Consider the following 23,451-nt stretch of genomic DNA (forward strand, 5'->3'; position numbering starts at 1 on the left):
GTTATTTACACTGGCACTCCGATGACAGAATAACATCTGTCCTCTCCGTTATCGTGTAAATGAGTAGTTGAACTTATATCGTTCAGCAAGGTAAAGGTAATATATGCCTACGGATAGTATACACCATTGTTCCGTCTCTTCATAAAAGTCAGATAAATGTACCTTCTGATATGTATTATGCAGGGTTTATGTTTATGAGCTGCATGGTGATGTGGTCTACAATGAAGTGACATTGATATTAAAGAACATAAAAAAAGATCGCATGCAGCTTGGTTAACAAGCGTCATGCGATCTTTCTTTTTAAGATGCCGAGGACCGGGATCGAACCGGTACGGTAGTCACCTACCGCAGGATTTTAAGTCCTGTGCGTCTGCCAATTCCGCCACCCCGGCATGGATATTATTTCTTGGCGACAAGAAATATCTTACCATGAAATAATTAACTTTGCAACACCTTTTATTAAAAATAATCCAACTATATAAGTTTATCTAATGATTTACACGATAACGGAGAGGACAGAAAAAACTGAAAAAGCGCAGCGTTCGCCTTTATCACCGGATTTTCCCTTGAGAAAAGGGATTCGAAAAAATCTGGGGATAACAGCGATTAGAAGGTTATTCTGTCATCGGAGTGTCAGTTTAAATAATCTTTAGTTCAACTTATATAAATGAAACAGGCACTGCAAGCGTCAGCTCACAGTGCCTAGAAAGTCCGAGTTGCGGTCCCGGACTTCCGGTAAACCAATCTATATTAAGGGAGGTGTGAGATAAGAATACCTCCCCAACATTAAAGAAACCTAAAATCAGCCTTAAATTAAACTAAAAAAGTAAAATAGGTCGAACACGAGCCGCTTCTTCCTCACTACACTCCACGATAACCAAGATATGGTCCTTTAACAGCCAATCTTCGTAATACCGCGCATCCTCCTCCGAGATCCCCGCTTCAGTCAGTGTAAGCACCAAATCATCAGTCTCACTCCCAATCTCATTACCAGCGAGCCTGCGCACTGCATTTCCGATCGACATCGTCTGATCCATTCGCTTCCCCAGACCAGCCAATATGCCTTTCAGAGCGCCAAAGGCACCATCTGTTCCGGCACCCTTCAGAGGTTTGGGCAACCCCGTCTTTTCGCTCACCAGCTCCAGATTAAGCTGCTCCTTTGCCACCGCTCCTAAATATTTATCCTTGATGCCTTCCTCTTTCACCTGATTCAGCATCAATATAGCCTCGTTTTCGGTACGGGCCAGCCCAATAATCAATTGTGTCATTCCGTTCCCCTCCTTTTACCCTAATATAACCCCGTAATGCCCATTCAAAAACGGATACACGCCAGCTATGACAAATCACCTAGAAGATTGTTGATTTCTCTTCTGGAAATCTATACCTAGTTCTGATAGACTAGATAAAGAAGACAATTTAACCATTGAAAACATTGACATATGGATTTAACATCTCATAATCAGGAGCAATGACTTATGAAAAAAGAGGTAGAAATTGCCATCCGGCGCAAGCAACAGATTATGGTTCGTAATACAAGCGGTCAGACGGTAACCGGTTTTCCCGAGCGCACCGCTGATACATCCATCCTCTCCTTACGTACCGTTCACGGAAGTCTGTGGATTCCGTTTGATGAGGTTGAACATGTTACACGTCTGTTAAGCATCCGGTCTCATCATTTAAGCGGAATGCAACTCGTATAGTCGGATCTGTAATTCTAGAAACTCACTTCCCTTATAAAAAAATACGTTAACTAGATCTATTTATGCCAGCACTTTATACCAAAAAACCAGACGCATGCACGTCTGGTTTTTCTCTTCTACTTATCCTGTAACATACCGCCACTGACCTCACAACAAAGGCCCTACTATCATTGTTTCTTCCCACCCATATCCTGTTGTTACTTCACTACAAACTTCACTCGTGTTCCATCCGGATATGTACTTAACTGATTCCCTACCCATGAACCTGCACCGCGATTATCCTTCGGGGTAATGTATTGGATATCTGCACCTGTGCCTCCCTCAGCGCACATCGCCATGGGCCACTCGTCACGATCCTTACCTTTTTTGACCGGAACACCCTTGAGTGATAGATCCCGATTGCCTTCGGCTCCACTACGATCAATGGTGCATACATCCGAATGCCCTGCCTTAATGGCAGCTTTAATATGATTGGCTGTTTCGGGATAGCGCTCTGAAGGGAACGTAATGGTGTGGTCCACACTCTTATTAACCCCTCCGAATGGATTAGGTATCTCCTCCGGCCATTCTCCCCCTGCCCAGGCGTAGAGGGCTACCAGCAGCATCGCTACCAGTGTCAGTACCTGCTTTTTGAAGCCTTGTTTACCTTTTCGTTTTCGTCCAGTGCGTCTCTTACTCATGCTGTGTCTCCCCCATTCAACACTTGCATTATAACAGAACGCCCGTTCGTAAAACAATCCAATAAAATAAAAAAAACAGCCGAGACCGCCCGGCTTGATTGATTATCCTACATTGGGAATGGCCTGGTGGCGCAGCAAGGGCAGTGTCACCTCAAACTGTGTACCTATTCCCTCGGTACTCTCCACCGAAATCTGACCATTCATCAGTTCCAGCAGTTCTTTGCAGATGGTCAGACCAAGACCGCTTCCGCCAAATCGGCGCGCATGGGAGATGTCGGTCTGGGTAAACGCATCAAACAATTGTTCGATCTGATGCTGAGGAATGCCAATTCCCGTATCACGCACAGAGAATACCAAAACTATGGTATCCATGATTTGTTGCCTCACATCAACCTGTAACTGCACTTCACCTTGTTCTGTGAACTTGATCGCATTACTCAGCAAATTATCCAGTACCTGCCGAAGTCTTAGCGGATCACCGATAAGCACATCAGGAACATTCAGATCAGCATGACAGAGCAAACGTATGTGTTTATTCTGTGCGGCAGGTTCATGTGTCTTCACAATCTGTTGAATTAGCTTCAATGGTTGAAACTCAATGTTTTCAACATCCATTTTGCCTCTGCCCAGTTTCGCCATATCCAGGCTATTGTTAATGATGTTAAGCAGCGCCTCACCTGATTGACGTGCAAGCTCCAGATATTCTTTCTGCTCATCCGTAGTTTCACCCATACTGGCAAGTTCGATCATGCCCATAATGCCGTTAAGCGGGGTACGAAGCTCGTGATTTAGCTTTCCGATGAATTCCAATTGCCCTCTGCTGTTCATCTCAGCCATGGAAGTTGCGAACTTCAACTGTTGTTCGGCATACTTCCGTTCTGAGATATCGTATTGAATGCCTACAAAATATAAACACTCTCCGGATTCATTAAAGATCGGGTCAATATTCAGTTCGTTCCAGAACTTCTGGCCACTTTTTGTATAATTTAAGATATCAATCTTAATGGACTGTTGTTTCTTTAATGCATCACGAATCTGCATTACCGTTTCGGGGTCTGTGTCCTGTCCTTGCAAAAATCGGCAATTCTGTCCTACAGACTCTTCATACGTGTATCCTGTCAGCCGAGTAAAGTGTTCGTTTACATACATGAGCGGAAGCTCAGACAAGGTAGCATCGACCACGGTCACGGAGGATTTCACTTTCGAGATGATAAATTCCCACTGTAATGGGAGTTGATTATGTTGGCTCATGCCTTCCTCCTTCATCTCACACACATTAATGTTTATATATTCTGCAATCGTACATTATAAGGAGAGAAAACTAACCAGTCGGAATGTGTTGATATTAAATCAATATATTTTAATTGTAACACAGTTATTCAAGTCATGTGGTTCTTGGGTAATAGTTGATAACTAACATTACACAATAACCTAACTACTCATTAGGAGGAACATACATGAAATTTCTGTTAATTATCATCATTATCATTTTGATTGTAGTCTTTTTTACCAGACGCAAACGTTAAGATGAGATTCGTTATGTAAGTAAGAAAGGAAGATGGGTATGAGAACCCTCTTTTTTATATTCATGGTACTCTGTATCATCAATTTCTGTTTCCCAAAATTCGGCTGGTATCTGCGCTATGGCTGGATTTTCCGCGGTGAGGCCGAACCCAGCAGGCCTTATATGACGATGGTGAGAACGACCAGCCTGCTGATGTTACTTATCGCCTTCACACTCACCATGGCATGAACTATAACCATTAGAAGATGACTGCCCTGTTGGGCAGTTTCTTTTTTTGAGCTGAAATGACGGGAAAATGATAACTTTGTTTGTGGTGCAATGATGACAATGCCCGTAATATAGATATATCGTTTCGGAAAGGACATCATTGGCATGAACATCGCATTTTATCCGTATTGGGCCGTCAAAACGCTGCTCTCGCTTATTAATGTCATATATATCATGGTCATTACTACATTTATTTACAGTCACACTGGATCGGTACTCTATGCTGCAATGTTTCCACTAATTCAGATCATTACACGTATAACAGCAAGTTTCACTTTGCCATTACTTGTGAACCATTTCCCATTCTCCAAACTATTGATCCGCATTTCCATAGCCAAAACATTAATCATGACCTGTATAGCCATTTCGTTGAATCACTTGATTTCACAATTGCCGCTTTTATTGCTCGCAGTGGTCATACTATCCTTTTTGGACGGATGGGAAACCCCGTTACTGAAGACTTTAACGCCACAATTGGTTCAAGGTGAAGATCTTATAAAAGCAAATAGCCTACTATCCGTCTCCAATCAGACTGTAACCATTGTCGGTTATGCCATGACGGGATTCGCCGTGATGAACTGGGGGGCGGCACAGACCTTCTGGGCAGCTACAAGCCTGTCCTGGGCCGTTCTGATCTTCATGATTACCATGGGATCGCTCACACGGAATGTAGAACAACCCCACAAATCTGCTGTATCGCGGAAAGTATTTAGGGAAGGTTGGAGTATACTTTGGAAGAATCCATCATTACGACTGATTACGCTTATGGACATAGCCCAGGCACTTACGGGCTCCATCTGGATCGGAGCTGTTACGCTGGCCTTTGCAAAAGAAGCTCTGGGACGAGGAGAAGGTTGGTGGGGACTCATGAACTCGAGTTACGCTGCTGGAACCATGCTTGGAGGTATTCTGGCTCTTGCACTGGCCAAACGTATTCAGAAGCATCTAATCGCTAGTATGACCATGGGTTCTCTTCTCTTCAGCCTGCTGACCGTAGTTTATGGTCTAAACAACCTGCCATGGCTCGCTTTGGTGTTATGCATACTCATGGGTCCAGTTCATCAGATTCGTGATGTGGCTCAGCAGACAGCGCTTCAGAACAGTGTACCTGTCGAATCCCTAACCAAGGTATACGCCACCCATGGCGTCCTGATATCCACGGTTATGAGTGTATCCATAGTCATCTTTGGTCTAGTCGCCGATCAACTGGGCGTTCGGTGGGTATACCTTATCGGTGGAGCCTTGTTTATTGTGTCTGCGATATGCTCTTTATCGTTGAACAGGGTTCACAGGAACCAGCCCATTGTTAAACATACGAAAAATATGTAAATCAAAAGAGACGAGCAACATTCTGCTCGTCCCTCACAATCTCAATCCAATCGATAATCGGTCAGCGGCCTGCCTTTTTTATAATACAAATTAGGTGACAATATATTGAAGAAAATATGCACATCCGGCATGTATGCTTCTTCCAAAATAGCTTGCACCGACGATGCAATCCGATTATGAATCTCCTGGTCACGTTGAAACATCAGAATCTCTATAGAAGCCGGAGAAGGTGTTAGCGCTTGTACATCATGACGCTCTGCCTTCATTCTCTCCCTTGGAATATGAGTAATTAGGGCCATCTGCTCTGTAATTTGGGGTACAACTTCCTCTAGCTGAGGACCTGTGAATCCTTTAAAGCGAATAAACGGCATTGCTATCCCTTCAATCTCTGTTAATAGTCTCTTATGTGATTTTAAGCACATTGTTTTCAGTTGTCAAATGTCATGGATGGCATATGTTGCTTCTTCTAAACAGGAAAAGCCCCGCTGAAGTCTCAGCGGAGCCACTGTTTGCACGTTTCTATACGTGACTTACAGCCAGAAAGATTTTGTGATGATTACGAGCAGGATGAAAAGCACGAGAATTGCACTTGTGGAAGTCCATCCGCCGCCGAATCCACCAACATTGCCACAACCGTATCCAACTTGACTCATTTGATTGGCCTCCTTTGAATTTCAAGGTATGCCATAACATATGCGTATTACGCGCAAGTGACCGGGCGAATCGGAAAGTTCATCAGCCCATTCATACGGGTTTCATGCTTGGTAACTTAACCAGATGAGTCGATGGAGATTTTCAGTTGTTTTTCTTGTGACTCCTAAGGTGAAGGGTCTATACTTCCTCTGTCCAGTAGGATTGTACGAGTACGTGTATCACTTCGGGATGCCAGAACAACCTCTCCATCAGGTGTTATACAATAGGCGATCGGAATGGAGATCTTGCTATCACGGTACGAACCATCCGCATGGCTTGTCCCCATGACAACACATCGATGCTGTAAAGCGATCTTACGTGCCTCTTCAACCCACTCACTGTACTGCCCTTCACTGAACATACCCACACCAATGGAATGCATCACAATGTCCACGCTTCCTACATTTTCGTTGCGAAATCCTTGCAGGACCAGCTCATCACACAACAAAGTGCTTATCACCCAGCCTTGTTCCTCAACCATCTCAGCAGGTGTATATTTAGCTTTCTCCAATACAATCTCTCCAGCCTTACTGATGATGATTGATCGGTCCTTCGGACGTTCGTCCAGTCTGCGATGACCTGTTACAATCATGGTTCCATATGCAGCTGCCAGGCGGCAAGCGTCTTCGACATTCTGGTTCAGATATCCTTCAGGAAAGAACAACACATCCGCATCAGGGTGTTGCTTGAGTTCGGCTTCAAGCTGCAGCACATGCTGTTCCAGCCTCGGTTGTCCAATGATAATCTTCATCCGGTATCCCCCATTCATAAATAAAAGCCGGTTCTAGACATATAGGAGACAAGACTTCAATTGTTCCGTTCAGATCAACTCAAAACTCTGAAGTAACGCTGCTGCCTCTTCATGATCAGGTTCTAAAGCCAGTACCTTATGGGTATATGACAGTGTTTCTTCTTCCAGTTCAAGTTCATAACAGCACACAGCCAAATCGTATAAGACGGCTGGATTATGGTTACTCGGATCTGCAACCAGCGATATCTCCAGAAACCGTTTTGCATCCTCATACATATACATCTCATATAATAGCTGCCCTGCCAGAAATGCGAGACCTCCTTGCTGCTCCATCACATAGTAGGACGACCACATCGTATGAATACCAGACTGAATATCCAGCATTTCCTCATCACTTGCATCAGGAAGAAGACTGGAAATGTGCGTTGCACTGTGAATCAAGAACTCAGCATCATACCCGCCCAGACGCCAAAACGGTAAAATATGCTTCAACTCCATACTTTCTATCCGTTGATCTACCCATTGTTTCATGCTGAAAAAGTCATCCGGGCCAAAACGTTCAACAAATCGATGGTAGGCCAAACGTGTGTTCACATAGCTAATGGGTTCGTCCAACATCAACATGCACCCAACATTCAGGTCTTTATAATGATGTGTTGTGAATCGTGTATGGGCACCCTGTTGTTCCAAGACATATTGAATGGCATGGTAGTTAGCAGTTAGCGAAAAACTCCCGTGAAGAACAAATTCAGGTGGCTCTGCGAACTTCCAGTTATCCAGACGATGATCCCCTTTATCAGCGGTAATCAACACATAACCTGACTGTGACAATTTGTTCAACCGTTCAAGACAGGACAAGCCGATGGCAGGAAAAAGAATATGTGAATCCTCCAGCTCTGCCTTGTACAATGTGATCAGCTCCGAATACGGATAGTTATCTGCACTGTATTCGGGCGCCCGGCGATACTCATAACTCAGCGTCATATTCTTCAGCATCTCAGCGGGATCAAGTTCACGATGATCCGGAGACTGAACAAGCAGATCACACTCATATATCTCGCCATCCCCAATATAGATTAGTTCCTGTGGGATGCTGTCAAAAAAGTAATTGGCAATCAACAACAACGGTTGTTTCAGATCACCGGGTCGAATAACCGTTCCTGCAACGACCAGATTCAATTCCGTATCCGCTACAGCATCAAAACGCGCAAAATCCACTATGCCTTGTTGAATAAAGGATTGCATGGATGGATGCTCCTGCCAACCCAGCACATTCTCCGCTACCAGATCCGTCATCACATATCTGAAAGGCGGTAACAGTATTCCAGCAAATTCCTTTAACTCAAGCAGTTTCAGGAGAATTTGGTGTGCCAAACGCCCTACACCAGCTCCAAGTTCAAGAATGGTTACGGTCTCGCTGATCTTTCCTTTGTTCGAGAGGTCCTGAAGAAAGCCAAAGATCATCTCTGCATACGCCGTGGCAATCATCGGATTACTCGTAATATATTGAGGGACTTGGTTCTCTGTCCAAGCTTGTAGCCCCTTCTGTTCATAATAAGCCCTCTGCCAATCCCAGACCGGAGCTTCACTGTAACGAAAACGTTGACTTTCATTTGACGTCATTAAACGGAAACCTGCTTTCTATCACTAATTTCATACTTTTCCAAGATGTTCACGTACTATTTTATGTCCAATACCATTCAATCTCTGTAATGCATTATATCATAGAACCCTACCTACTCGATGAAGTTCAGTTTTCCCCTTCAACAAGAAAAAAACCTGCTTTTGAGGGCAGGCCTGTGATTTCCTTCATTTAAAACTGATTGCTCTAATTCACTTTGGAGTAAGTGAGCTCAACATTAATCGGAAAACAAGACTCCATCAAAGTTCTCAGGGCCTACACGGATCGTACCGAGCAAGTTGGAACTGATAAATGCAGTGTACGTCAATTGAGGCGTGATAGGCGGATTGAAGTCATCTGCAGAGAAGGTAATAATCTGAGGTGCGAGGACGCTCAAGTTAAACGTAGACGTTGCAGAGTAAATTACGGGGTCTGTTGGCGCAGTTCCTCTGACAATGGTGATCGTTATACCAGCGAGAGCTAATGGGAGTTGCACAGATACGGTACCCTTGAACTGAACCCGTGGGTTTGCTCCAATGCCAGCAGTGGTTATCAAACCAATCTGTCCAAATAACTGAGGCGTGTTAACTACAAGGATTGGTATGGAGATTGATCCTGCCAAACTCGCATTCTGCGAGGTTCTTGCATCAATAAATTGACTCATGAAATCTACCTCCTGTGTGTGGGATAGGATAGTATATGCGAGATTTGATATACGGCATGGACATACATTGAGATGCGCAAAAAAGGGCATACCAACAATTCCTTGATGATGATAACAAGTTACCTTTTGGTCCAGCACCTATATGAAGACAGAAAAAAACCCTTGCTCGGCAAGGGTTTCAAGAGTATGGGCCCTACAGGACTCGAACCTGTGACCAATCGGTTATGAGCCGACCGCTCTAACCAACTGAGCTAAGGGCCCTAGACATAATGTATAACGTGCAGATGATGGCTGTGGATCATCCAAGTGAAACTAAATTGCGGGGGCAGGATTTGAACCTGCGGCCTTCGGGTTATGAGCCCGACGAGCTACCGGGCTGCTCCACCCCGCGTCAGTAAGAAATATTAAAACAGCGACTTAATTAATATACACCATACTACCCTAATAAGTCAAGGGGTAATGTCAGGGAATAAAACGTACACCATAACGACCTTTGCGTGAACGATACACTTCGACTTCTGCCGGTTCATTGTGACCATAGATCCATCCGTCCTGTTCCATACGTTTGGCCAGACATCCTGCCTGAAATTTGGTTGCATACAACTTGCTGAAATATACCCAGTGCATACCGCTCGTCCTTTCCGGAGTCGTCATTTATTCCTGCTTTTTGTAGAATACCCCATTTTCATAAAAATAGCCGCCAAAGATTAAAATCTTCAGCGGCTATCCTTATCATGATATGACTACTTCATCAAATCTCATTGGAACGTAGCTTTAGGATCCTTTTTTAATTTCTCCAGCATCTCGTTTCCTTTAGCTGCCCACTCACCAAGTGCTTCTTTTGGTGTCTTTTTGTTCTCTAGTACTTGGTTGAAATATTCCATACCTTTTTCATTTACTTGCCATAAGCCTGGGGATTTTTGATACATTTTATCCAGATTGGTATTTGTTGGCGGAATCGGCTTCAGTGCATAGAATGCTTGAATGTTGTAATCCAAGCCATCTTTTGGCTTGATGAAGCTCTTCCGGGATACCATCTCATAGCTGCTACGTGCTTTGATCTTAGCCCAGTCCTCACTGTTCATGTACTTAATCAGTTCCCACGCATCATCCGGGTTCTGAGCCGAACTATTAATCGCCATGAGGTTGCTCAGGTAGATGCTGCCTCCAATTTCAGGAGCTTCCGGGTGAACTGGAGGTGTTACCACATCCCAATCTACTTTCGTAAAGTCTTTCATTTTATCCGCGTTTTTATTGGCATCAATTAATTGATTAATATAGCTGTAATCACCAATAGCCATGGCTGCCTTGCCGCTCAGGAACAGGTCACCCTGTACTGGATCATAACGTCCACTCGGATTCTGATCCTGTGGTTCGTCGCCTTTAGGAATAACTTTGTCAATCGCAAGTTTGCTGATGGTGCTCCACACTTTCTCCCATTGAGGAGAATCTACTGTCATCTTCTCTGCTTTGTCATCAAACGTCTTCAGCTGCAACGCGCTGTAGTACTGCTGCATGGAGTAATAAGGCGAACCACCCTGATATGTCGTGAAGGCGAAACCAAATACGTGATCTTTACCCTCGCCTTTTGTAAGTCGGGTACCCAGATTGAAGATATCGTCCCAAGTCATATTGTCCGTTGGCGGTTCCACACCTGCTTTTTCAAACATGCCCTTGTTATAGAACAAAGCCGAAGATGAGAACGTTGGTGTCAATGCATAGATGCTCTGATCCCCCAGATCTTTGATACCCTCCAGCACACTAGGAACAATGTCAGTGGTATCAAACTTATCTTCTTGCATTAATGGGTCCAGCTGTTTCACCAGATTCTCCTGAATTAATGATTTGACAGTAGAGGTATCCGCCACGATGACGTCAACCGGGTTATCGCCAGTCATAATCTTCTTCAGACTTTCCATCGTATCCGGAACTTCCGGCTGTTCTTCGGTGTTGCCATACCCATACATGCTGCTCTGATCAACGGCAGCTACAATCTCAATGGTTACATTGGGATGGGTCAGCTCAAAAGCATCAGTAAACTGTTGACGGAAATAACTGTCGTCTTGCCCTCCCCACATTGTAGCCACACGTAATACACGTTGCTCTGTATCTTTCGCCTCACTTGCCGTACAGCCAGCAATCAGCGGCAATGCTAGCGTCGCAGTAGCCATGACAGCCAGCACATGTTTTCCCCATAACCTGTTCTTCATTTCCCAATTCCCCCTCATTTATTATCTTGGCGGTGTAATGACAATGCGTTCACCGTCAAATTCCAATGTAGCCCGGTTATCAATGGATAAGGCCTCCAGATACTCTTTTGGCACCTGAAGCCGCCCTGCACGGTCAATAATGACAAATGCTTCGTGAATGTCCGGCATACCCGTCTCGGATAAGCTATGCTCATCGTCCAAATTCGGGTTGCGCTTCACAAACTCAGTACTGGTCAAGCCGTCCCGGATCGCAACGATCCGGTCTACCTTGCCAGCTAGCGTCAAGTCATGGGTAACGATGACAATCGTAACGCCGAGTTCCTTGTTCATTCTTCGGAAAATGCCCATGATTGTATCACATGTCTCGGAATCGACCGAACCGGTTGGTTCATCTGCAAGCAGAATTTTGGGACGATTGGATAAGGAGATCGCAATCGCTACCCTTTGTTGCTCTCCTCCTGACAATTGATGCAATTTGTTATGCATCCGATCCTTAAGACCTACCCATTCGAGCAACTGTTTCGCGTAAGCACGATCACGCTTGCCTCCCAGAATCATGGGAGTCTCCACATTTTCCAGTGCAGTGAGATAAGGCAGCAAGTTACGACCGTTATTTTGCCAGATAAAACCTACCGTATGACGTTTGTATTCGACCAATTGGGCATCTGTCATCTTGAGCAAATCCCAGTCTCCCACAACGGCCGTACCAGCCGTAGGACGATCAAGCCCGCCCAGAATATTCAGCAGTGTGGATTTACCGCTACCGCTGTTACCGATGATGGCCATCATTTCACCTTGATTGACAGTCAGGTTGAGACCCTGAAGGGCAACGACTTCCACATCGCTGGATTTAAAAATTTTGACAAGTCCTTCGCATTGGATCACGTTTACCTCTCCTCTCCCATTTTGACTGCCTGGTGAACCCGCAATCTGCGAATCTGCCAGAGCAACATCGTTGCACCAATGACCAGCATCACTACGGTGACCCCATACAGTTGCAACATATCTTGCTGTTCAAACACAATCCGGAACGGAGGTACCTGAGCAGATACATTATCCGTCGTTTGCAGGAATGGCAGGAATAAACGACTGGATACCTGACCAATCCCAATACCTAGCAGGATCGATAGCCCCGCTGTGAACACCTGCTCCAGCAGCAGCATACCGCTCAGTTGTGCCCGGGATAAACCCATGGCCCGTAATACACCAAATTGCACAACACGTCCGGACAGGTTGAAGAACCAGTACAGCACGTATCCGATCAACGAGATAATAACCGATACCAGGAAACCAAGGCTCAGAATCCCGAATACGCCACCTCTTGACGGATGTTTACCCTGAGATACCAATTCGGTGCGGACGTCACGCACAGAAGATAACTCAATGCCTTCTGCTGCAAGTTTCTCCATTAATGGAGCCACTTTGGCATCCGGTTCCATTTTCAGCCATACCTCATAAGGAATCAGAGGCACCTGATCATAGATATAATCCAGATTCGCCACGAAGAATGGCATCTGATCCGGATACTGGGCTGGCCAGTAAGGAATGATCCCGAAGACTACGAATTCAATCGCCTGTCCCTGCACACCCATGGAGACGAGGTCTCCAGTTTTCAACTTAAATTTGTCAGCAAATTTGGAAGAGATCAATACAGCCCCTTCATATTTACCAAGCAAGTCAAGGTACTTGTAGGGATGTGCCGGGAACAGATCGTTGCGGAACCACGCCACTTGAGCAAAGTCCACATTATCAATTCCGACCAGCATCCCCTGTCCGCCCGATTTACCAGAGACGATAATATTGCCTTTGGTCTGCAGCACTCTTGCTGCATGTTCAACCCCGTCTAATCTGCGGAACACTTCGAATGGAGGTTCGGAGTAGATGACTTTGGATGGCTGCGAAGAACCGCCGCCACCACCACCTGGAGCACCTCCACCGCCGTTGCCTCCGCCGGAACCACCACCAGCAGAACCCCCTTCTCCATTGCCACCACCTTGTTGACCTCCACCCGTACCGCCATTCTGTCCGGAACCACCGGGTTTAACCTCAGGTGTTCCTTCCCACACAGTCTGCATAATCACATCAGAACCATAACGGTACAAGGTACGCTCAGTGGAATTCAGATCAATCGTCCGAGCAGCAGCCGAGTTGTACACCCCAAGTCCCAGTGTCAGTACAAGGAGGATCATCAGCGGATAATATGAAGAAGATGAACGCGATAGCTGTGTTAATGTCAGATACAACGGGACCGGGAGAAACTTGCGACCGATCAGCTGAATAAGCTTTAATATCCACGGGAACAAGCGCAGGAAGAATAGTCCGAGCGCAAAGATCGCGAGTGCGGGTACAAAAAACAGAAACGGCTGTACCTGCAACTGATCAGTTGTCATTCCAGTCTGGAAGGTCAACATCTGACGTTCATAGAACAGGTAGTATCCATATCCAGCCAGACCCAGCAACACAACATCCAGGAACCAGCGTTGCCATACTGGAGCACGGTCTGTCCGTGCTTGCCGCCGTTTGGCAGATACAATGGTTGCCCGTGCATAGGTTATCGCAGGGATAAGTGATGCGATGATCGCAACAAGGACCGCTGCTACGCCCAGGAGGATAGCTTCTTTTGATACACCGATCGGAATAGACTTCCGATCTACGAACGAGAGAAAGCCACTTGCTGAACCGATACTCTTAGCCATAAACCAACCGAGCAACGGCCCAATAACCAGTGCAATAGCGCCCAGAAATATGCCTTCAAGCAGGTAGAGAGAGAAGATCTGCCGAGCTGAAGCTCCACGGCTGCGCAATACCGCAATATCACTCTCTTGCTTTTGTAATGACTGTCTGGCATTCATGGCAATAAAATAAAAGACCATCGCAATCATCGGTGCTGCCAAGGTAAACAACATCGTCTGCAGTTGCAGACTCTGACTGCGGAACTGCTTAAGCAGATCACCAAAGGTGATGTCCACTTTTGTATCTTTCAGCCGCTGGTACAGATCGATATCCAGCCTTTCCAGCATGGAAGTCAGACCTGATAACTGGCTGGTTTGAATTTCTTTCAGATCAAAGGCATAATACCAACGTGAATTTTGAAGTGGAATCCCTTTTTCCTTCAGTAAAACATCATTAAAAACCGATTCATCCACATAAAGTCCATTCATCATGCCGTCAAATCCTTGTACCCAGTAAGGGCTGTTCGGATCATCTGCCTTGAAGGAACCCGTAATCTTCACACGTAATGTGATATCAAGACCGCTATACACCGGATATTCCAGAATATCACCGATATGCAGGTCGTTACGGTACATGCCCTCTTCCAACATGACTGCCTCGATCGTGTCATCTTTGACCTGGTTTCCAGGTTTCACCCCGGCAGAGTAATTCACCTGTGCATCCAGCCCACTCATCGTACCCAGACTCATACTGCGCGCCCTGCTGGCATCCACTTTGGTTGGATCTTCCGGGCTCACCTCTGTGCTGCGAATAGATCTTGAATTCACATACGTATGAAAAGGAAACCCGATGTCGCGAGGAACATCCTCACGAATATAACGATCTACTTCATCCAGCCCCCGTGTGTCTGTCTTCACGCCACCGGGTGCCTGATAACTCATAAGCAACGAACCGGCTGGCAACCCTTCACTGTTATCCTGCAGCGTTTGCGCGACGACCCGTTTCAACGCACCATCGGCATACATTGGAATACTGACGGTGAACGCTACCGCCACAATCAATCCGATCAGTGTGCTGAAGGTCATCCAGCGCGTGTTCCACATTTTGCGGAACAGCAGCCGAAGCAATGGCAGCCCCATTAGCGTCCCACTACTTTCTGGCCTACGGTCAGACCTTTCAAAATCTCAACATCTGTCGATGTCTGCTGACCAACTTCAACGTCCACTTCACGCTTGCTGCCATCACTCTCCACCACTTGCACATACGTTCTTGAACCGATGGAGCGTAAAGCGGATACAGGAATCACAATCGCGTTCTCGGTACGCTGCGTTACAATTGAGACCGATAGTGGTGTGCCACGTTCGACGCCTTTTGGCATTTTTGCAAGTGTTACGATAACAAACTTATCCAGCGTTTCCTTGGTTGGAGGCGTACCGCCTTCACCCGTCCCTTCGCCACTGCCACTTCCCGATGCTTCCGCGATAGGCATGACTTTAATTTTGCCAGCGACTTTACCAGCTCCATTAATATCTACTTCTGCCTTCATACCAGCGGAGAACTTCTCCAGATCTTCCTTGGCAAAGGTAGCTGCCACAACCAGATTGGATGTATCCGCAATCGTAGCAATCGGATCATACGCTTTCACGGCTGCACCCTTCTCTACCTGCACAGCAATAACGGTACCGCCAAACGGAGCTGTCAACGTGGCTTTGCCCAGTTGTTCCTCCAGATCAGCGAGTTCCTGGCGCAGTTCTTCAAACGCAATCGTTGATTCTTCGAACTCTACCGGGTCCATCTCATCCTTCTTGCGGAGTGTTTCCTTCATTTGAACTTCGGATTTGCGAATAGCCAGTTTCTTGCCACGGATCTCCTTCTCCACACTCTCCACATCGAGGACAGCAAGAAGTTGACCCTTTTTCACTTTATCCCCTGGTTTAACATTTAACTCTTTGATATGCATGCCATCAAGCGTGAAGTACACCTTCTCTTCCCGCTGACTCATCATCTTGCCACTACCACTTACTTTTTTCTCCAACGTTTCCGTCCGGACTTCATATTCCGGTTTCTTGGAGATCGTTGGTGGTGTAATAGGCGGAAGTACTTCTTCCTCTGTTTCTGACGGCAGCAATGAGCAGCCGGACATCGTTGCAACCATTATCGCACCAAGTACAATAAGTGCTGCGCGTTTCCCCCTCTTCGGAGCGGCCCCTTTACTTGATAAATCTGCCGTCCGCCATTTCATAAACATGGTCCGCAACCTCCAAAATTGTAGGATCGTGTGTAGTCATACATATTGTTACTTGTTCTACTTCAATAATATTGCGGAATACGGCCATGACCTGAGCGCCCATCTTGGAATCCAGTTCCGCTGTAGGCTCATCCGCAAGCAACAATCTGGGTCTATGGGCAATGGCCTTCGCTATAGCCACCCGCTGTTGCTCTCCCCCGGACATCTCGAAAGGTCGGTGCTTCACCCGTTTGGATAGTCCAACCAGATCCAGACAGTGACCAACCCTGTCCTTCCATTCCGCTCGCGGAACGTCCGCCATGCGCAGCGACAGTTCTACATTTTCCCAAGCAGATAATAAGGGCATGAGTGCATATGCCTGAAAAATAAAACCGATCTCTTTGCGCCGCAAAGCGGTCCGCCTCCGGTCTCCCCAATCCTGAAGAGGCTGGCCAGAGAACAGAATGTCTCCACTTGAAGGCTGATCCAGTCCACCGAGCATATTCAGCAGTGTTGTTTTGCCTGAGCCCGATCGCCCCTTCAGCATGACCAGTTGTTGCGGATTCACTTCCATATCAATGCCTTTGAGCACATGGATAATGCGACTGCCTGTCTGGAAACTGCGATGCACGTTACGCACCTCCAGTACAGGTCCATCATATGGAGGCAGCATATCCTTCTTTGGTTTGATCTTCTTCTGGGGTTCATCAACGGTGGTGATAGCAGCTGCAGCCACTTCATCCGAAGCGATTTCACTTTCAGATAAAGATACTTCACTTGTCGGGTGCGCTGATTCACCTATGTATGTATTTTCTCCCGACTCCGTCGATGCCTCCAACGGTGTTTCCCCCTGTTGATGTTCATCGCCTGACTGGCTCTTGGCAGGTCTTTTTCTGAGAAATAAATTCTTCATGCCAGCAATCACGCTCATCCTTTCTTGATATCCCGATCATTTCTTCAAAAAACCTAAAATTAGAAATCTGTTCCAACCTACACTGAATTATAAACGACCGATCCCAACTAAAAGTTACAAGCTTTTTACAACGGTAGAGTGAAAAAGTTAATATTTTGATGAACAAAAGAAAAAAGCACCCCAAAGTGCGGGATGCCTCTTGCATATTCGATGGTTTTGCCGATATGACGGCAATCATTACAATTTTGATACCGTTCATTCATGAACATTTTTTCGAGGTATCAATTAAATTATTTACCAAATGAAGAAGGATCTTCACGCCATGATTTTAGCAATTCAAAATCGCTTTCCTGAATCGTTCCCTGAGCCAAAGCCACATCCATCAGAGCCGTATAATTGGACAACGTCTGAAGTGGAATTCCAGCATCTTCGAATGCTTTAACACCTTTATCCAGCTGGTAGCTGAAAATGGCAAGCACGGCCAACGGTGTTGCGCCTGCTACACGTACGGCTTCGGCTGCTTTGATCGAGCTTCCACCTGTAGAGATCAGATCTTCGATGACAACCACTTTCTGTCCTTCGGTAATCAAACCTTCGATCAGGTTCTCCTTGCCGTGTCCTTTCGCTTTATCACGAATGTAGGCCATCGGCAGATCCAGCTTCTGAGCCACCCAGGCAGCATGCGGGATACCCGCGGTTGCCGTACCTGCAATGACTTCTGCATCCGGGTATTGGTTACGAATGATCGTTGCAAAGGCTTCAGCGATATCATTACGAATCTCGGGATAGGACATCGTTAAACGGTTATCGCAGTATATTGGTGATTTGATGCCGGATGTCCATGTAAATGGCTGTTGCGGACGTAACGCCACGGCTTTAATTTTCAACAGTTGGGAAGCAATATGATTCGGAATCTCATTCAGTTCGATCATGCGTTCAACATCTCCTTCAAAATGGTTTCTGCCGCTTCACGCGGATTGGGAGCGCCTGTAATGGGTCTGCCTACAACAATGTAATGACTTCCTCTGGCAATGGCTTCAACCGGCCTCAAGACTCGTGTCTGATCTCCCAGACCACTACCCGCTGGACGAATTCCTGGTGTAACGGTGTGAAAAGCACTGCCACACGCTACCCGAATTGCGGGCACTTCCAGTGGAGAAGCAACAACCCCATCCAGTCCGGCCTCTTGGGCTAGTCCTGCATAACGGACCACAGCAGCTTCCACACTTCCCGGGATGCCAATCTCGTTATTCATCGTTTCCAGACTTGTACTGGTGAGTTGGGTGACTGCAATGATCTCGGGCTTGCTAAGGGAAGGATCGGCAGCGATTGCTGCCTCAGCACCTTCACGTGCAGCACGCATCATGAGGGCTCCACCCGCTGCATGTACATTGAACATGTCTACCCCAAGACGTGTGATACTTTCAGCACCGCCACGAACGGTGTTGGGAATGTCATGCATTTTCACATCCAGAAAAACGGAGTAACCTTTGGATTTTAGCTCCCGAATAAAGTCCGGTCCTGCTGCGTAGAACAGCTGCATGCCCACCTTCAGATAACAGGGAATGCCTTCAAGAGCTTGTACCAATGCTTTCGCTTCTTCCGCTCCAGGATAATCCAGTGCCACCATCAGACGGCCAGCCATTTCATTGAAACTCGCTTGATTCATCACCAGCGCTCCCCTCCACTTGCTCATTTTTTCCGTTTTTGCCCGATATAAAGGACATCCCGCCAGCCCGCAGGCTGACTGATGTCCTTCATCAGAGACTTATTTATTTTACAAAGACAGGCATTGCTTCTGAGGAGAAGTTGATCGTTTGCAGCATAATCAGCAGCGCACGAATCGTATCCAGTGAAGTCATACATACAATGCCGTTCTCTACCGCTTCACGACGAATTCGGAATCCGTCACGCTGCGGTGTTTTGCCTTTGGTGAGTGTGTTGAAGACAAAGTTCGCTTCGCCGCTGCGAATCATATCCAGAATGTTCGGCGAACCTTCACTTAATTTGTTCACAGTCGTTACCGGAATGTTCGCTGCTTCAAGCGCAGCTGCTGTTCCGCCGGTAGCCATGATTTTGTAACCCAGTCTGTAGAAACCTTCGAGCAAAGGAACCGCTTCGTCCTTGTCTTTGTCTGCCACAGTCACAACAATCGCTCCGGTTGCCGGAATTTTCATTCCTGCGCCGATCAGGCCTTTGAACAACGCTTTGGCGTAATTCGGGTCACGACCCATAACCTCACCTGTGGATTTCATCTCAGGTCCGAGGGTTGGTTCTACACGACGCAGCTTCGCGAAGGAGAAGACCGGAACTTTGACAGATACATGATCCGATTCAGGCCACAGCCCGTCAACATAACCAAGATCTTTTAGTTTCACACCCAGAATGGCTTGTGTTGCCAAGTTCGCCATCGGAATGTTGGTTACTTTGCTCAGGAATGGTACAGTACGGGATGAACGCGGGTTCACCTCGATAATGTACACTTGGCCATCATGGATAACAAACTGGATGTTGACCAGACCAACCGTTTTAAGTTCTTTCGCAATTTTGATTGTAATCTCTACAATTTTCTCTTTCAAATCCTGGGACAGGTGTTGAGGAGGATATACCGCGATGGAGTCACCAGAGTGAACCCCTGCACGCTCGATATGTTCCATGATTCCCGGAATCAATACCGTTTCACCATCACAGATGGCGTCAACCTCAACTTCTTTACCCATCATGTAACGGTCGATCAGGACCGGATGCTCTGGATTGATTTTAACCGCCTGTTCCATGTATGTCAGCAATTCAGCATCGGAGTATACAATCTCCATCGCACGACCGCCGAGTACATAGGAAGGACGAACCAGTACCGGGTAGCCCAGACTTTGAGCTGTTTCTACCGCATCATCAACGGAAATGACCGTTTTACCTTTTGGCTGTGCAATCTCCAGACGGGAGAGCAGACGTTCGAACTTCTTGCGATCCTCCGCCTCATCAATGCTTTCCAGATCCGTTCCGAGAATGGTTACACCTGCATTACGCAGTGGTGCTGCCAGGTTAATGGCCGTTTGACCACCGAACTGTACGATAACCCCTACTGGTTTCTCCTGTTCAATCACGTTCATGACATCTTCGAAGAAGAGCGGTTCAAAGTACAGGCGATCGGATGTATTAAAGTCCGTAGACACCGTCTCCGGGTTATTGTTGATAATGACTGCTTCATAGCCTGCTTTTTGCAATGCCCATACTGCGTGTACAGTAGAGTAGTCGAACTCGATCCCTTGACCGATCCGGATTGGTCCTGAACCCAGTACCACAACTTTTTGCTTGTCGGAAGGGATCACTTCATTCTCTGTCTCGTAAGTTGAGTAGTAATATGGCGTTGTGGCTTCGAACTCAGCCGCACATGTATCTACCATTTTGTACACTGGGCGCAGGTTCTCTGCTTCCCGACGAGTTCTAACTTCCGCTTCAGTTGTTAATGTGCCTCCTGGTTGACCTTGCGCACGCAGTTCAGCAATGGCACGGTCTGTGAATCCAAGGCGTTTCGCTTGATACAGAATGTCGGAAGACAATTCGGATTCTTCGCGAATGCGATCTTCGAATGCGATCAGACCTTCGATTTTGTCCAGGAACCACCAGTCAATCTTGGTCAAATCCTGTAGCTGTTGCAACGTATAACCTCTGCGGAATGCTTCGGCAATCAGGAAGATACGCTCATCATCTGCTTTGATCAGACGCTCGTTCAGGGTAGCTTCGTCCAGCGTTTCGGCATCCTTCAGGTAGAGGCGATGTACGCCAATTTCCAGGGAACGAACTGCTTTGTGGATCGACTCTTCGAATGTCCGGCCAATCGCCATTACTTCGCCTGTTGCTTTCATCTGAGTTCCCAGTTTACGGTTCGCCGAGATGAACTTGTCGAACGGCCAGCGTGGGATTTTGCTCACGATATAATCCAGCGTAGGCTCGAAGCAAGCATACGTTTGGCCTGTTACCGGGTTCACGATTTCATCCAACGTGTAACCCATGGCAATTTTGGCAGCCATTTTTGCAATCGGATAACCCGTTGCTTTGGAAGCCAGAGCCGATGAACGGCTTACCCGTGGATTTACTTCGATAACATAGTATTGGAAGCTGTGTGGGTCCAGTGCAAACTGTACGTTACATCCACCCTCGATGTTCAGGGCACGGATGATTTTCAGGGAAGCTGAACGCAGCATTTGATATTCACGGTCCGACAGGGTTTGGCTTGGTGCTACAACGATACTGTCGCCTGTATGAACACCTACCGGGTCGAAGTTTTCCATGTTGCAGACAACGATACAGTTATCGTTTTTGTCCCGCATAACCTCATATTCGACTTCTTTCATGCCTGCAATGCTCTTCTCGACCAGACATTGCCCAATTGGGCTGTAACGAATTCCCGCTACCACGGTCTCGCGCAGCTCTTCTTCGTTCGCACAGATTCCGCCGCCTGTTCCGCCCAGCGTATAGGCTGGACGCACGATGATTGGATAACCAATCTCATTTGCAAATTCAAGTGATTCTTCAAGTGTCGTTACGATCACACTCTCAGGTACAGGCTGTTCCAATTCACGCATCAGGTCACGGAACAGATCACGATCTTCCGCTTTCTCGATGGATGTCAGCTGTGTTCCGAGCAATTTCACATTTTCACGTTCCAGCACGCCTGCACGTGCCAGTTCTACCGCCATGTTCAGACCCGTCTGACCACCCAGTGTTGGCAGCAAGCCGTCTGGACGCTCCTGACGAATGATTTGGGTTACAAAATCCAGGGTGATTGGCTCAATGTATACTTTGTCAGCCATGTTTGTATCTGTCATAATGGTCGCCGGGTTGCTGTTAATGAGTACAACTTCCACGCCTTCTTCTTTCAGAGCCTGGCAAGCTTGTGTACCGGCATAGTCGAACTCGGCCGCTTGACCGATGACGATTGGACCGGAACCAATCACCAGGATTTTTTTGAGATCTTTGTTAATCGGCATGTTATTGTGCTCCTTTCACTGCGGCTGCCAATACGGCTTGACGCGGCTTTTGCGGGTTAGTGATCTTGTGCTCGCGAATCATCTCGATGAAGCGGTCGAACAGATAGCTGTTGTCGTAAGGACCCGGGGCTGCTTCAGGGTGATATTGAACCGAGAATGCCGGGAATGATTTATGTTTCAGACCTTCAATGGTCTTATCGTTATTGTTGATATGTGTAACTTCCAGATCTGTACTCTTCACAGACTCTTCGTTTACGGTAAATCCGTGGTTCTGGGATGTGATGAAGCAACGTCCGCTCTCCAGTTCTTTCACCGGGTGGTTTCCTCCGCGATGTCCAAACTTAAGTTTTTCGGTGTCTGCTCCTGCCGCAAGTGCGAACAACTGGTGACCCAGGCAGATACCGAAGATCGGGTATTCGCCAAGCAGTTCACTGATCATGTTAACCGCATGAGGTACGTCTTTCGGGTCCCCAGGGCCGTTGGACAGTTGAATGCCGTCCGGGTTCAAGCGACGAATCTCGTCTGCTGTTACATCGTGTGGAACAACAACAACGTCACAGTTACGTTTGCTGAGTTCGCGCAAGATTCCTGTTTTAGCACCATAATCCACGAGCACAATACGCTCAGCCGTTCCCGGGCTGTTATAGACATGCTCTGTAGAAGTCATTGGCACCTGGTTACGCAGTTCGGCAATGGTGGTGTCTCCCATCATCTCCAGCAGTTCTTCCACAGGCTTCGATCCTGTTGTGAGAATTCCCTTCATTGTGCCGTGGTGACGAATCCGGCGAGTCAACATGCGTGTATCAATTTCGCTGATTCCTACGATGCCGTATTCCTTGAGCAGATTGTCTACGCTATATTCCGCACGCCAGTTGCTTGGCGTTGGCTCATGACGACGCACAACGAAACCGTGTACGTATGGACGAATCGACTCAAAGTCATCACGCGTAATGCCGTAGTTTCCGATCAACGGATACGTCATGGTTACGATTTGACCACAATAGGAAGGATCCGAAAGCACCTCTTGATAGCCTGTAATTCCCGTATTAAAAACGACCTCACCTGTCGTTTCACCTTCAGCACCAAATGCTTTCCCGGTGAACAGTGTGCCGTCTTCCAACAATAATCTTGCCTGTGCCTGCATCCCATTTCACTCCTCTGTGTTTATCAACGTTGAATGGAATTGGTTGAACATGGGGGACGTTAC

General features: G+C 46.9%; 21 protein-coding genes and 3 tRNA genes. 3 read left to right on the plus strand and 21 right to left on the minus strand.

The window, feature by feature from the left end; translation table 11 throughout:
- Positions 1-306: 306 nt before the first annotated feature.
- Together J2X75_RS12570 and J2X75_RS12575 are read right to left on the minus strand one after the other, a co-directional pair.
- Positions 307-392, minus strand: a tRNA-Leu gene (locus J2X75_RS12570).
- Positions 393-818: 426 nt separating this feature from the next.
- Positions 819-1,268 (minus strand): general stress protein, encoded by a 450-nt coding sequence (locus J2X75_RS12575; RefSeq protein WP_124116048.1) that lies wholly within the window; start codon positions 1,266-1,268, stop codon positions 819-821.
- 207 nt (positions 1,269-1,475) lie between these two features.
- Between J2X75_RS12575 and J2X75_RS12580 the strand changes: the two genes are divergently transcribed.
- The gene (locus tag J2X75_RS12580) at positions 1,476-1,700 is read left to right on the plus strand and encodes a hypothetical protein (protein WP_017687353.1); all 225 of its coding nucleotides are present in this window, start codon (positions 1,476-1,478) and stop codon (positions 1,698-1,700) included.
- A 197-nt stretch (positions 1,701-1,897) separates the two neighbouring features.
- Here the strand turns inward: J2X75_RS12580 and J2X75_RS12585 are convergent, their stop codons facing one another.
- Together J2X75_RS12585 and J2X75_RS12590 are read right to left on the minus strand one after the other, a co-directional pair.
- A complete protein-coding gene (locus J2X75_RS12585) occupies positions 1,898-2,380 on the minus strand; it encodes a NucA/NucB deoxyribonuclease domain-containing protein (RefSeq protein WP_307534374.1) in 483 nt (160 codons plus the stop codon).
- A 102-nt stretch (positions 2,381-2,482) separates the two neighbouring features.
- A complete protein-coding gene (locus tag J2X75_RS12590) occupies positions 2,483-3,631 on the minus strand; it encodes a sensor histidine kinase (RefSeq protein WP_310336958.1) in 1,149 nt (382 codons plus the stop codon).
- A 313-nt stretch (positions 3,632-3,944) separates the two neighbouring features.
- Here J2X75_RS12590 and J2X75_RS12595 point away from each other — a divergent pair, with 313 nt between their 5' ends.
- On the plus strand, positions 3,945-4,133 hold the full coding sequence (locus tag J2X75_RS12595) for a DUF6199 family natural product biosynthesis protein (protein ID WP_124116435.1): 189 nt from the start codon (positions 3,945-3,947) through the stop codon (positions 4,131-4,133).
- Positions 4,134-4,277: 144 nt separating this feature from the next.
- Positions 4,278-5,501, plus strand: coding sequence for an MFS transporter (locus tag J2X75_RS12600; protein WP_310336960.1), 1,224 nt, complete (start codon positions 4,278-4,280; stop codon positions 5,499-5,501).
- A gap of 41 nt (positions 5,502-5,542) precedes the next feature.
- Here the strand turns inward: J2X75_RS12600 and J2X75_RS12605 are convergent, their stop codons facing one another.
- From J2X75_RS12605 to carA, 17 genes are all read right to left on the minus strand, one after another.
- Positions 5,543-5,872: a DUF1904 family protein gene (locus J2X75_RS12605; RefSeq protein ID WP_091028528.1), complete on the minus strand. Its 330-nt coding sequence runs from the start codon at positions 5,870-5,872 to the stop codon at positions 5,543-5,545.
- A 159-nt stretch (positions 5,873-6,031) separates the two neighbouring features.
- Positions 6,032-6,154 carry a sporulation protein YjcZ gene (locus tag J2X75_RS12610; RefSeq protein ID WP_083679583.1) on the minus strand — a complete coding sequence of 41 codons (123 nt, stop codon included), beginning with the start codon at positions 6,152-6,154 and terminating at the stop codon, positions 6,032-6,034.
- Between the two features lie 164 nt (positions 6,155-6,318).
- Positions 6,319-6,945: a hypothetical protein gene (locus J2X75_RS12615; RefSeq protein ID WP_310336964.1), complete on the minus strand. Its 627-nt coding sequence runs from the start codon at positions 6,943-6,945 to the stop codon at positions 6,319-6,321.
- 69 nt (positions 6,946-7,014) lie between these two features.
- A complete protein-coding gene (locus J2X75_RS12620; protein WP_310336966.1) occupies positions 7,015-8,568 on the minus strand; it encodes a tetratricopeptide repeat protein in 1,554 nt (517 codons plus the stop codon).
- Positions 8,569-8,804: 236 nt separating this feature from the next.
- The gene (locus J2X75_RS12625; protein ID WP_310336967.1) at positions 8,805-9,230 is read right to left on the minus strand and encodes a hypothetical protein; all 426 of its coding nucleotides are present in this window, start codon (positions 9,228-9,230) and stop codon (positions 8,805-8,807) included.
- Between the two features lie 187 nt (positions 9,231-9,417).
- Positions 9,418-9,491: transfer RNA gene (locus J2X75_RS12630), tRNA-Ile, on the minus strand.
- A 56-nt stretch (positions 9,492-9,547) separates the two neighbouring features.
- Positions 9,548-9,621 (minus strand) — tRNA-Met (locus J2X75_RS12635).
- Between the two features lie 71 nt (positions 9,622-9,692).
- Positions 9,693-9,884, minus strand: a complete 192-nt coding sequence (locus J2X75_RS12640) for a hypothetical protein (protein ID WP_047843730.1) — start codon at positions 9,882-9,884, stop codon at positions 9,693-9,695.
- A 104-nt stretch (positions 9,885-9,988) separates the two neighbouring features.
- The gene (locus J2X75_RS12645) at positions 9,989-11,440 is read right to left on the minus strand and encodes an ABC transporter substrate-binding protein (RefSeq protein WP_310336969.1); all 1,452 of its coding nucleotides are present in this window, start codon (positions 11,438-11,440) and stop codon (positions 9,989-9,991) included.
- A 21-nt stretch (positions 11,441-11,461) separates the two neighbouring features.
- Entirely contained in the window at positions 11,462-12,325 is an 864-nt protein-coding gene (locus J2X75_RS12650; protein ID WP_310336972.1) for an ABC transporter ATP-binding protein, read from the minus strand.
- A gap of 2 nt (positions 12,326-12,327) precedes the next feature.
- On the minus strand, positions 12,328-15,252 hold the full coding sequence (locus J2X75_RS12655) for an ABC transporter permease (protein WP_310336974.1): 2,925 nt from the start codon (positions 15,250-15,252) through the stop codon (positions 12,328-12,330).
- Positions 15,252-16,361 (minus strand): efflux RND transporter periplasmic adaptor subunit, encoded by a 1,110-nt coding sequence (locus tag J2X75_RS12660; RefSeq protein WP_310336977.1) that lies wholly within the window; start codon positions 16,359-16,361, stop codon positions 15,252-15,254. The genes J2X75_RS12655 and J2X75_RS12660 overlap by 1 nt, the downstream gene beginning before the upstream one ends.
- Complete coding sequence (locus J2X75_RS12665; RefSeq protein ID WP_310336979.1) at positions 16,324-17,271, minus strand: ABC transporter ATP-binding protein; 948 nt, start codon at positions 17,269-17,271, stop codon at positions 16,324-16,326. Before J2X75_RS12665 ends, J2X75_RS12660 begins: the two co-directional genes overlap by 38 nt.
- Before the next feature lie 272 nt (positions 17,272-17,543).
- A complete protein-coding gene (gene pyrE, locus J2X75_RS12670) occupies positions 17,544-18,185 on the minus strand; it encodes an orotate phosphoribosyltransferase (protein WP_036614805.1) in 642 nt (213 codons plus the stop codon).
- A complete protein-coding gene (pyrF, locus tag J2X75_RS12675; RefSeq protein ID WP_310336981.1) occupies positions 18,182-18,922 on the minus strand; it encodes an orotidine-5'-phosphate decarboxylase in 741 nt (246 codons plus the stop codon). The genes pyrE and pyrF overlap by 4 nt, the downstream gene beginning before the upstream one ends.
- A gap of 103 nt (positions 18,923-19,025) precedes the next feature.
- Positions 19,026-22,244: a carbamoyl-phosphate synthase large subunit gene (gene carB / locus J2X75_RS12680; RefSeq protein ID WP_124116035.1), complete on the minus strand. Its 3,219-nt coding sequence runs from the start codon at positions 22,242-22,244 to the stop codon at positions 19,026-19,028.
- 1 nt (position 22,245) lies between these two features.
- Positions 22,246-23,388, minus strand: a complete 1,143-nt coding sequence (carA, locus tag J2X75_RS12685) for a glutamine-hydrolyzing carbamoyl-phosphate synthase small subunit (RefSeq protein ID WP_047843735.1) — start codon at positions 23,386-23,388, stop codon at positions 22,246-22,248.
- Positions 23,389-23,451: the final 63 nt, after the last annotated feature.

The sequence above is a fragment of the Paenibacillus sp. 2003 genome (assembly GCF_031455635.1).
In the GTDB taxonomy this organism is placed as follows: domain Bacteria; phylum Bacillota; class Bacilli; order Paenibacillales; family Paenibacillaceae; genus Paenibacillus; species Paenibacillus amylolyticus_B.

Bases quoted from the DNA above. Each gene is read 5' to 3' on its own strand.
- J2X75_RS12575 (WP_124116048.1), bottom strand. From the start codon at position 1,268: ATGACACAATTGATTATTGGGCTGGCCCGTACCGAAAACGAGGCTATA.
- J2X75_RS12580 (WP_017687353.1), top strand. From the start codon at position 1,476: ATGAAAAAAGAGGTAGAAATTGCCATCCGGCGCAAGCAACAGATTATG.
- J2X75_RS12585 (WP_307534374.1), bottom strand. From the start codon at position 2,380: ATGAGTAAGAGACGCACTGGACGAAAACGAAAAGGTAAACAAGGCTTC.
- J2X75_RS12590 (WP_310336958.1), bottom strand. From the start codon at position 3,631: ATGAGCCAACATAATCAACTCCCATTACAGTGGGAATTTATCATCTCG.
- J2X75_RS12595 (WP_124116435.1), top strand. From the start codon at position 3,945: ATGAGAACCCTCTTTTTTATATTCATGGTACTCTGTATCATCAATTTC.
- J2X75_RS12600 (WP_310336960.1), top strand. From the start codon at position 4,278: ATGAACATCGCATTTTATCCGTATTGGGCCGTCAAAACGCTGCTCTCG.
- J2X75_RS12605 (WP_091028528.1), bottom strand. From the start codon at position 5,872: ATGCCGTTTATTCGCTTTAAAGGATTCACAGGTCCTCAGCTAGAGGAA.
- J2X75_RS12610 (WP_083679583.1), bottom strand. From the start codon at position 6,154: ATGAGTCAAGTTGGATACGGTTGTGGCAATGTTGGTGGATTCGGCGGC.
- J2X75_RS12615 (WP_310336964.1), bottom strand. From the start codon at position 6,945: ATGAAGATTATCATTGGACAACCGAGGCTGGAACAGCATGTGCTGCAG.
- J2X75_RS12620 (WP_310336966.1), bottom strand. From the start codon at position 8,568: ATGACGTCAAATGAAAGTCAACGTTTTCGTTACAGTGAAGCTCCGGTC.
- J2X75_RS12625 (WP_310336967.1), bottom strand. From the start codon at position 9,230: ATGAGTCAATTTATTGATGCAAGAACCTCGCAGAATGCGAGTTTGGCA.
- J2X75_RS12640 (WP_047843730.1), bottom strand. From the start codon at position 9,884: ATGACGACTCCGGAAAGGACGAGCGGTATGCACTGGGTATATTTCAGC.
- J2X75_RS12645 (WP_310336969.1), bottom strand. From the start codon at position 11,440: ATGAAGAACAGGTTATGGGGAAAACATGTGCTGGCTGTCATGGCTACT.
- J2X75_RS12655 (WP_310336974.1), bottom strand. From the start codon at position 15,252: ATGGGGCTGCCATTGCTTCGGCTGCTGTTCCGCAAAATGTGGAACACG.
- J2X75_RS12660 (WP_310336977.1), bottom strand. From the start codon at position 16,361: ATGTTTATGAAATGGCGGACGGCAGATTTATCAAGTAAAGGGGCCGCT.
- J2X75_RS12665 (WP_310336979.1), bottom strand. From the start codon at position 17,271: ATGAGCGTGATTGCTGGCATGAAGAATTTATTTCTCAGAAAAAGACCT.
- pyrE (WP_036614805.1), bottom strand. From the start codon at position 18,185: ATGATCGAACTGAATGAGATTCCGAATCATATTGCTTCCCAACTGTTG.
- pyrF (WP_310336981.1), bottom strand. From the start codon at position 18,922: ATGAATCAAGCGAGTTTCAATGAAATGGCTGGCCGTCTGATGGTGGCA.
- carB (WP_124116035.1), bottom strand. From the start codon at position 22,244: ATGCCGATTAACAAAGATCTCAAAAAAATCCTGGTGATTGGTTCCGGT.
- carA (WP_047843735.1), bottom strand. From the start codon at position 23,388: ATGCAGGCACAGGCAAGATTATTGTTGGAAGACGGCACACTGTTCACC.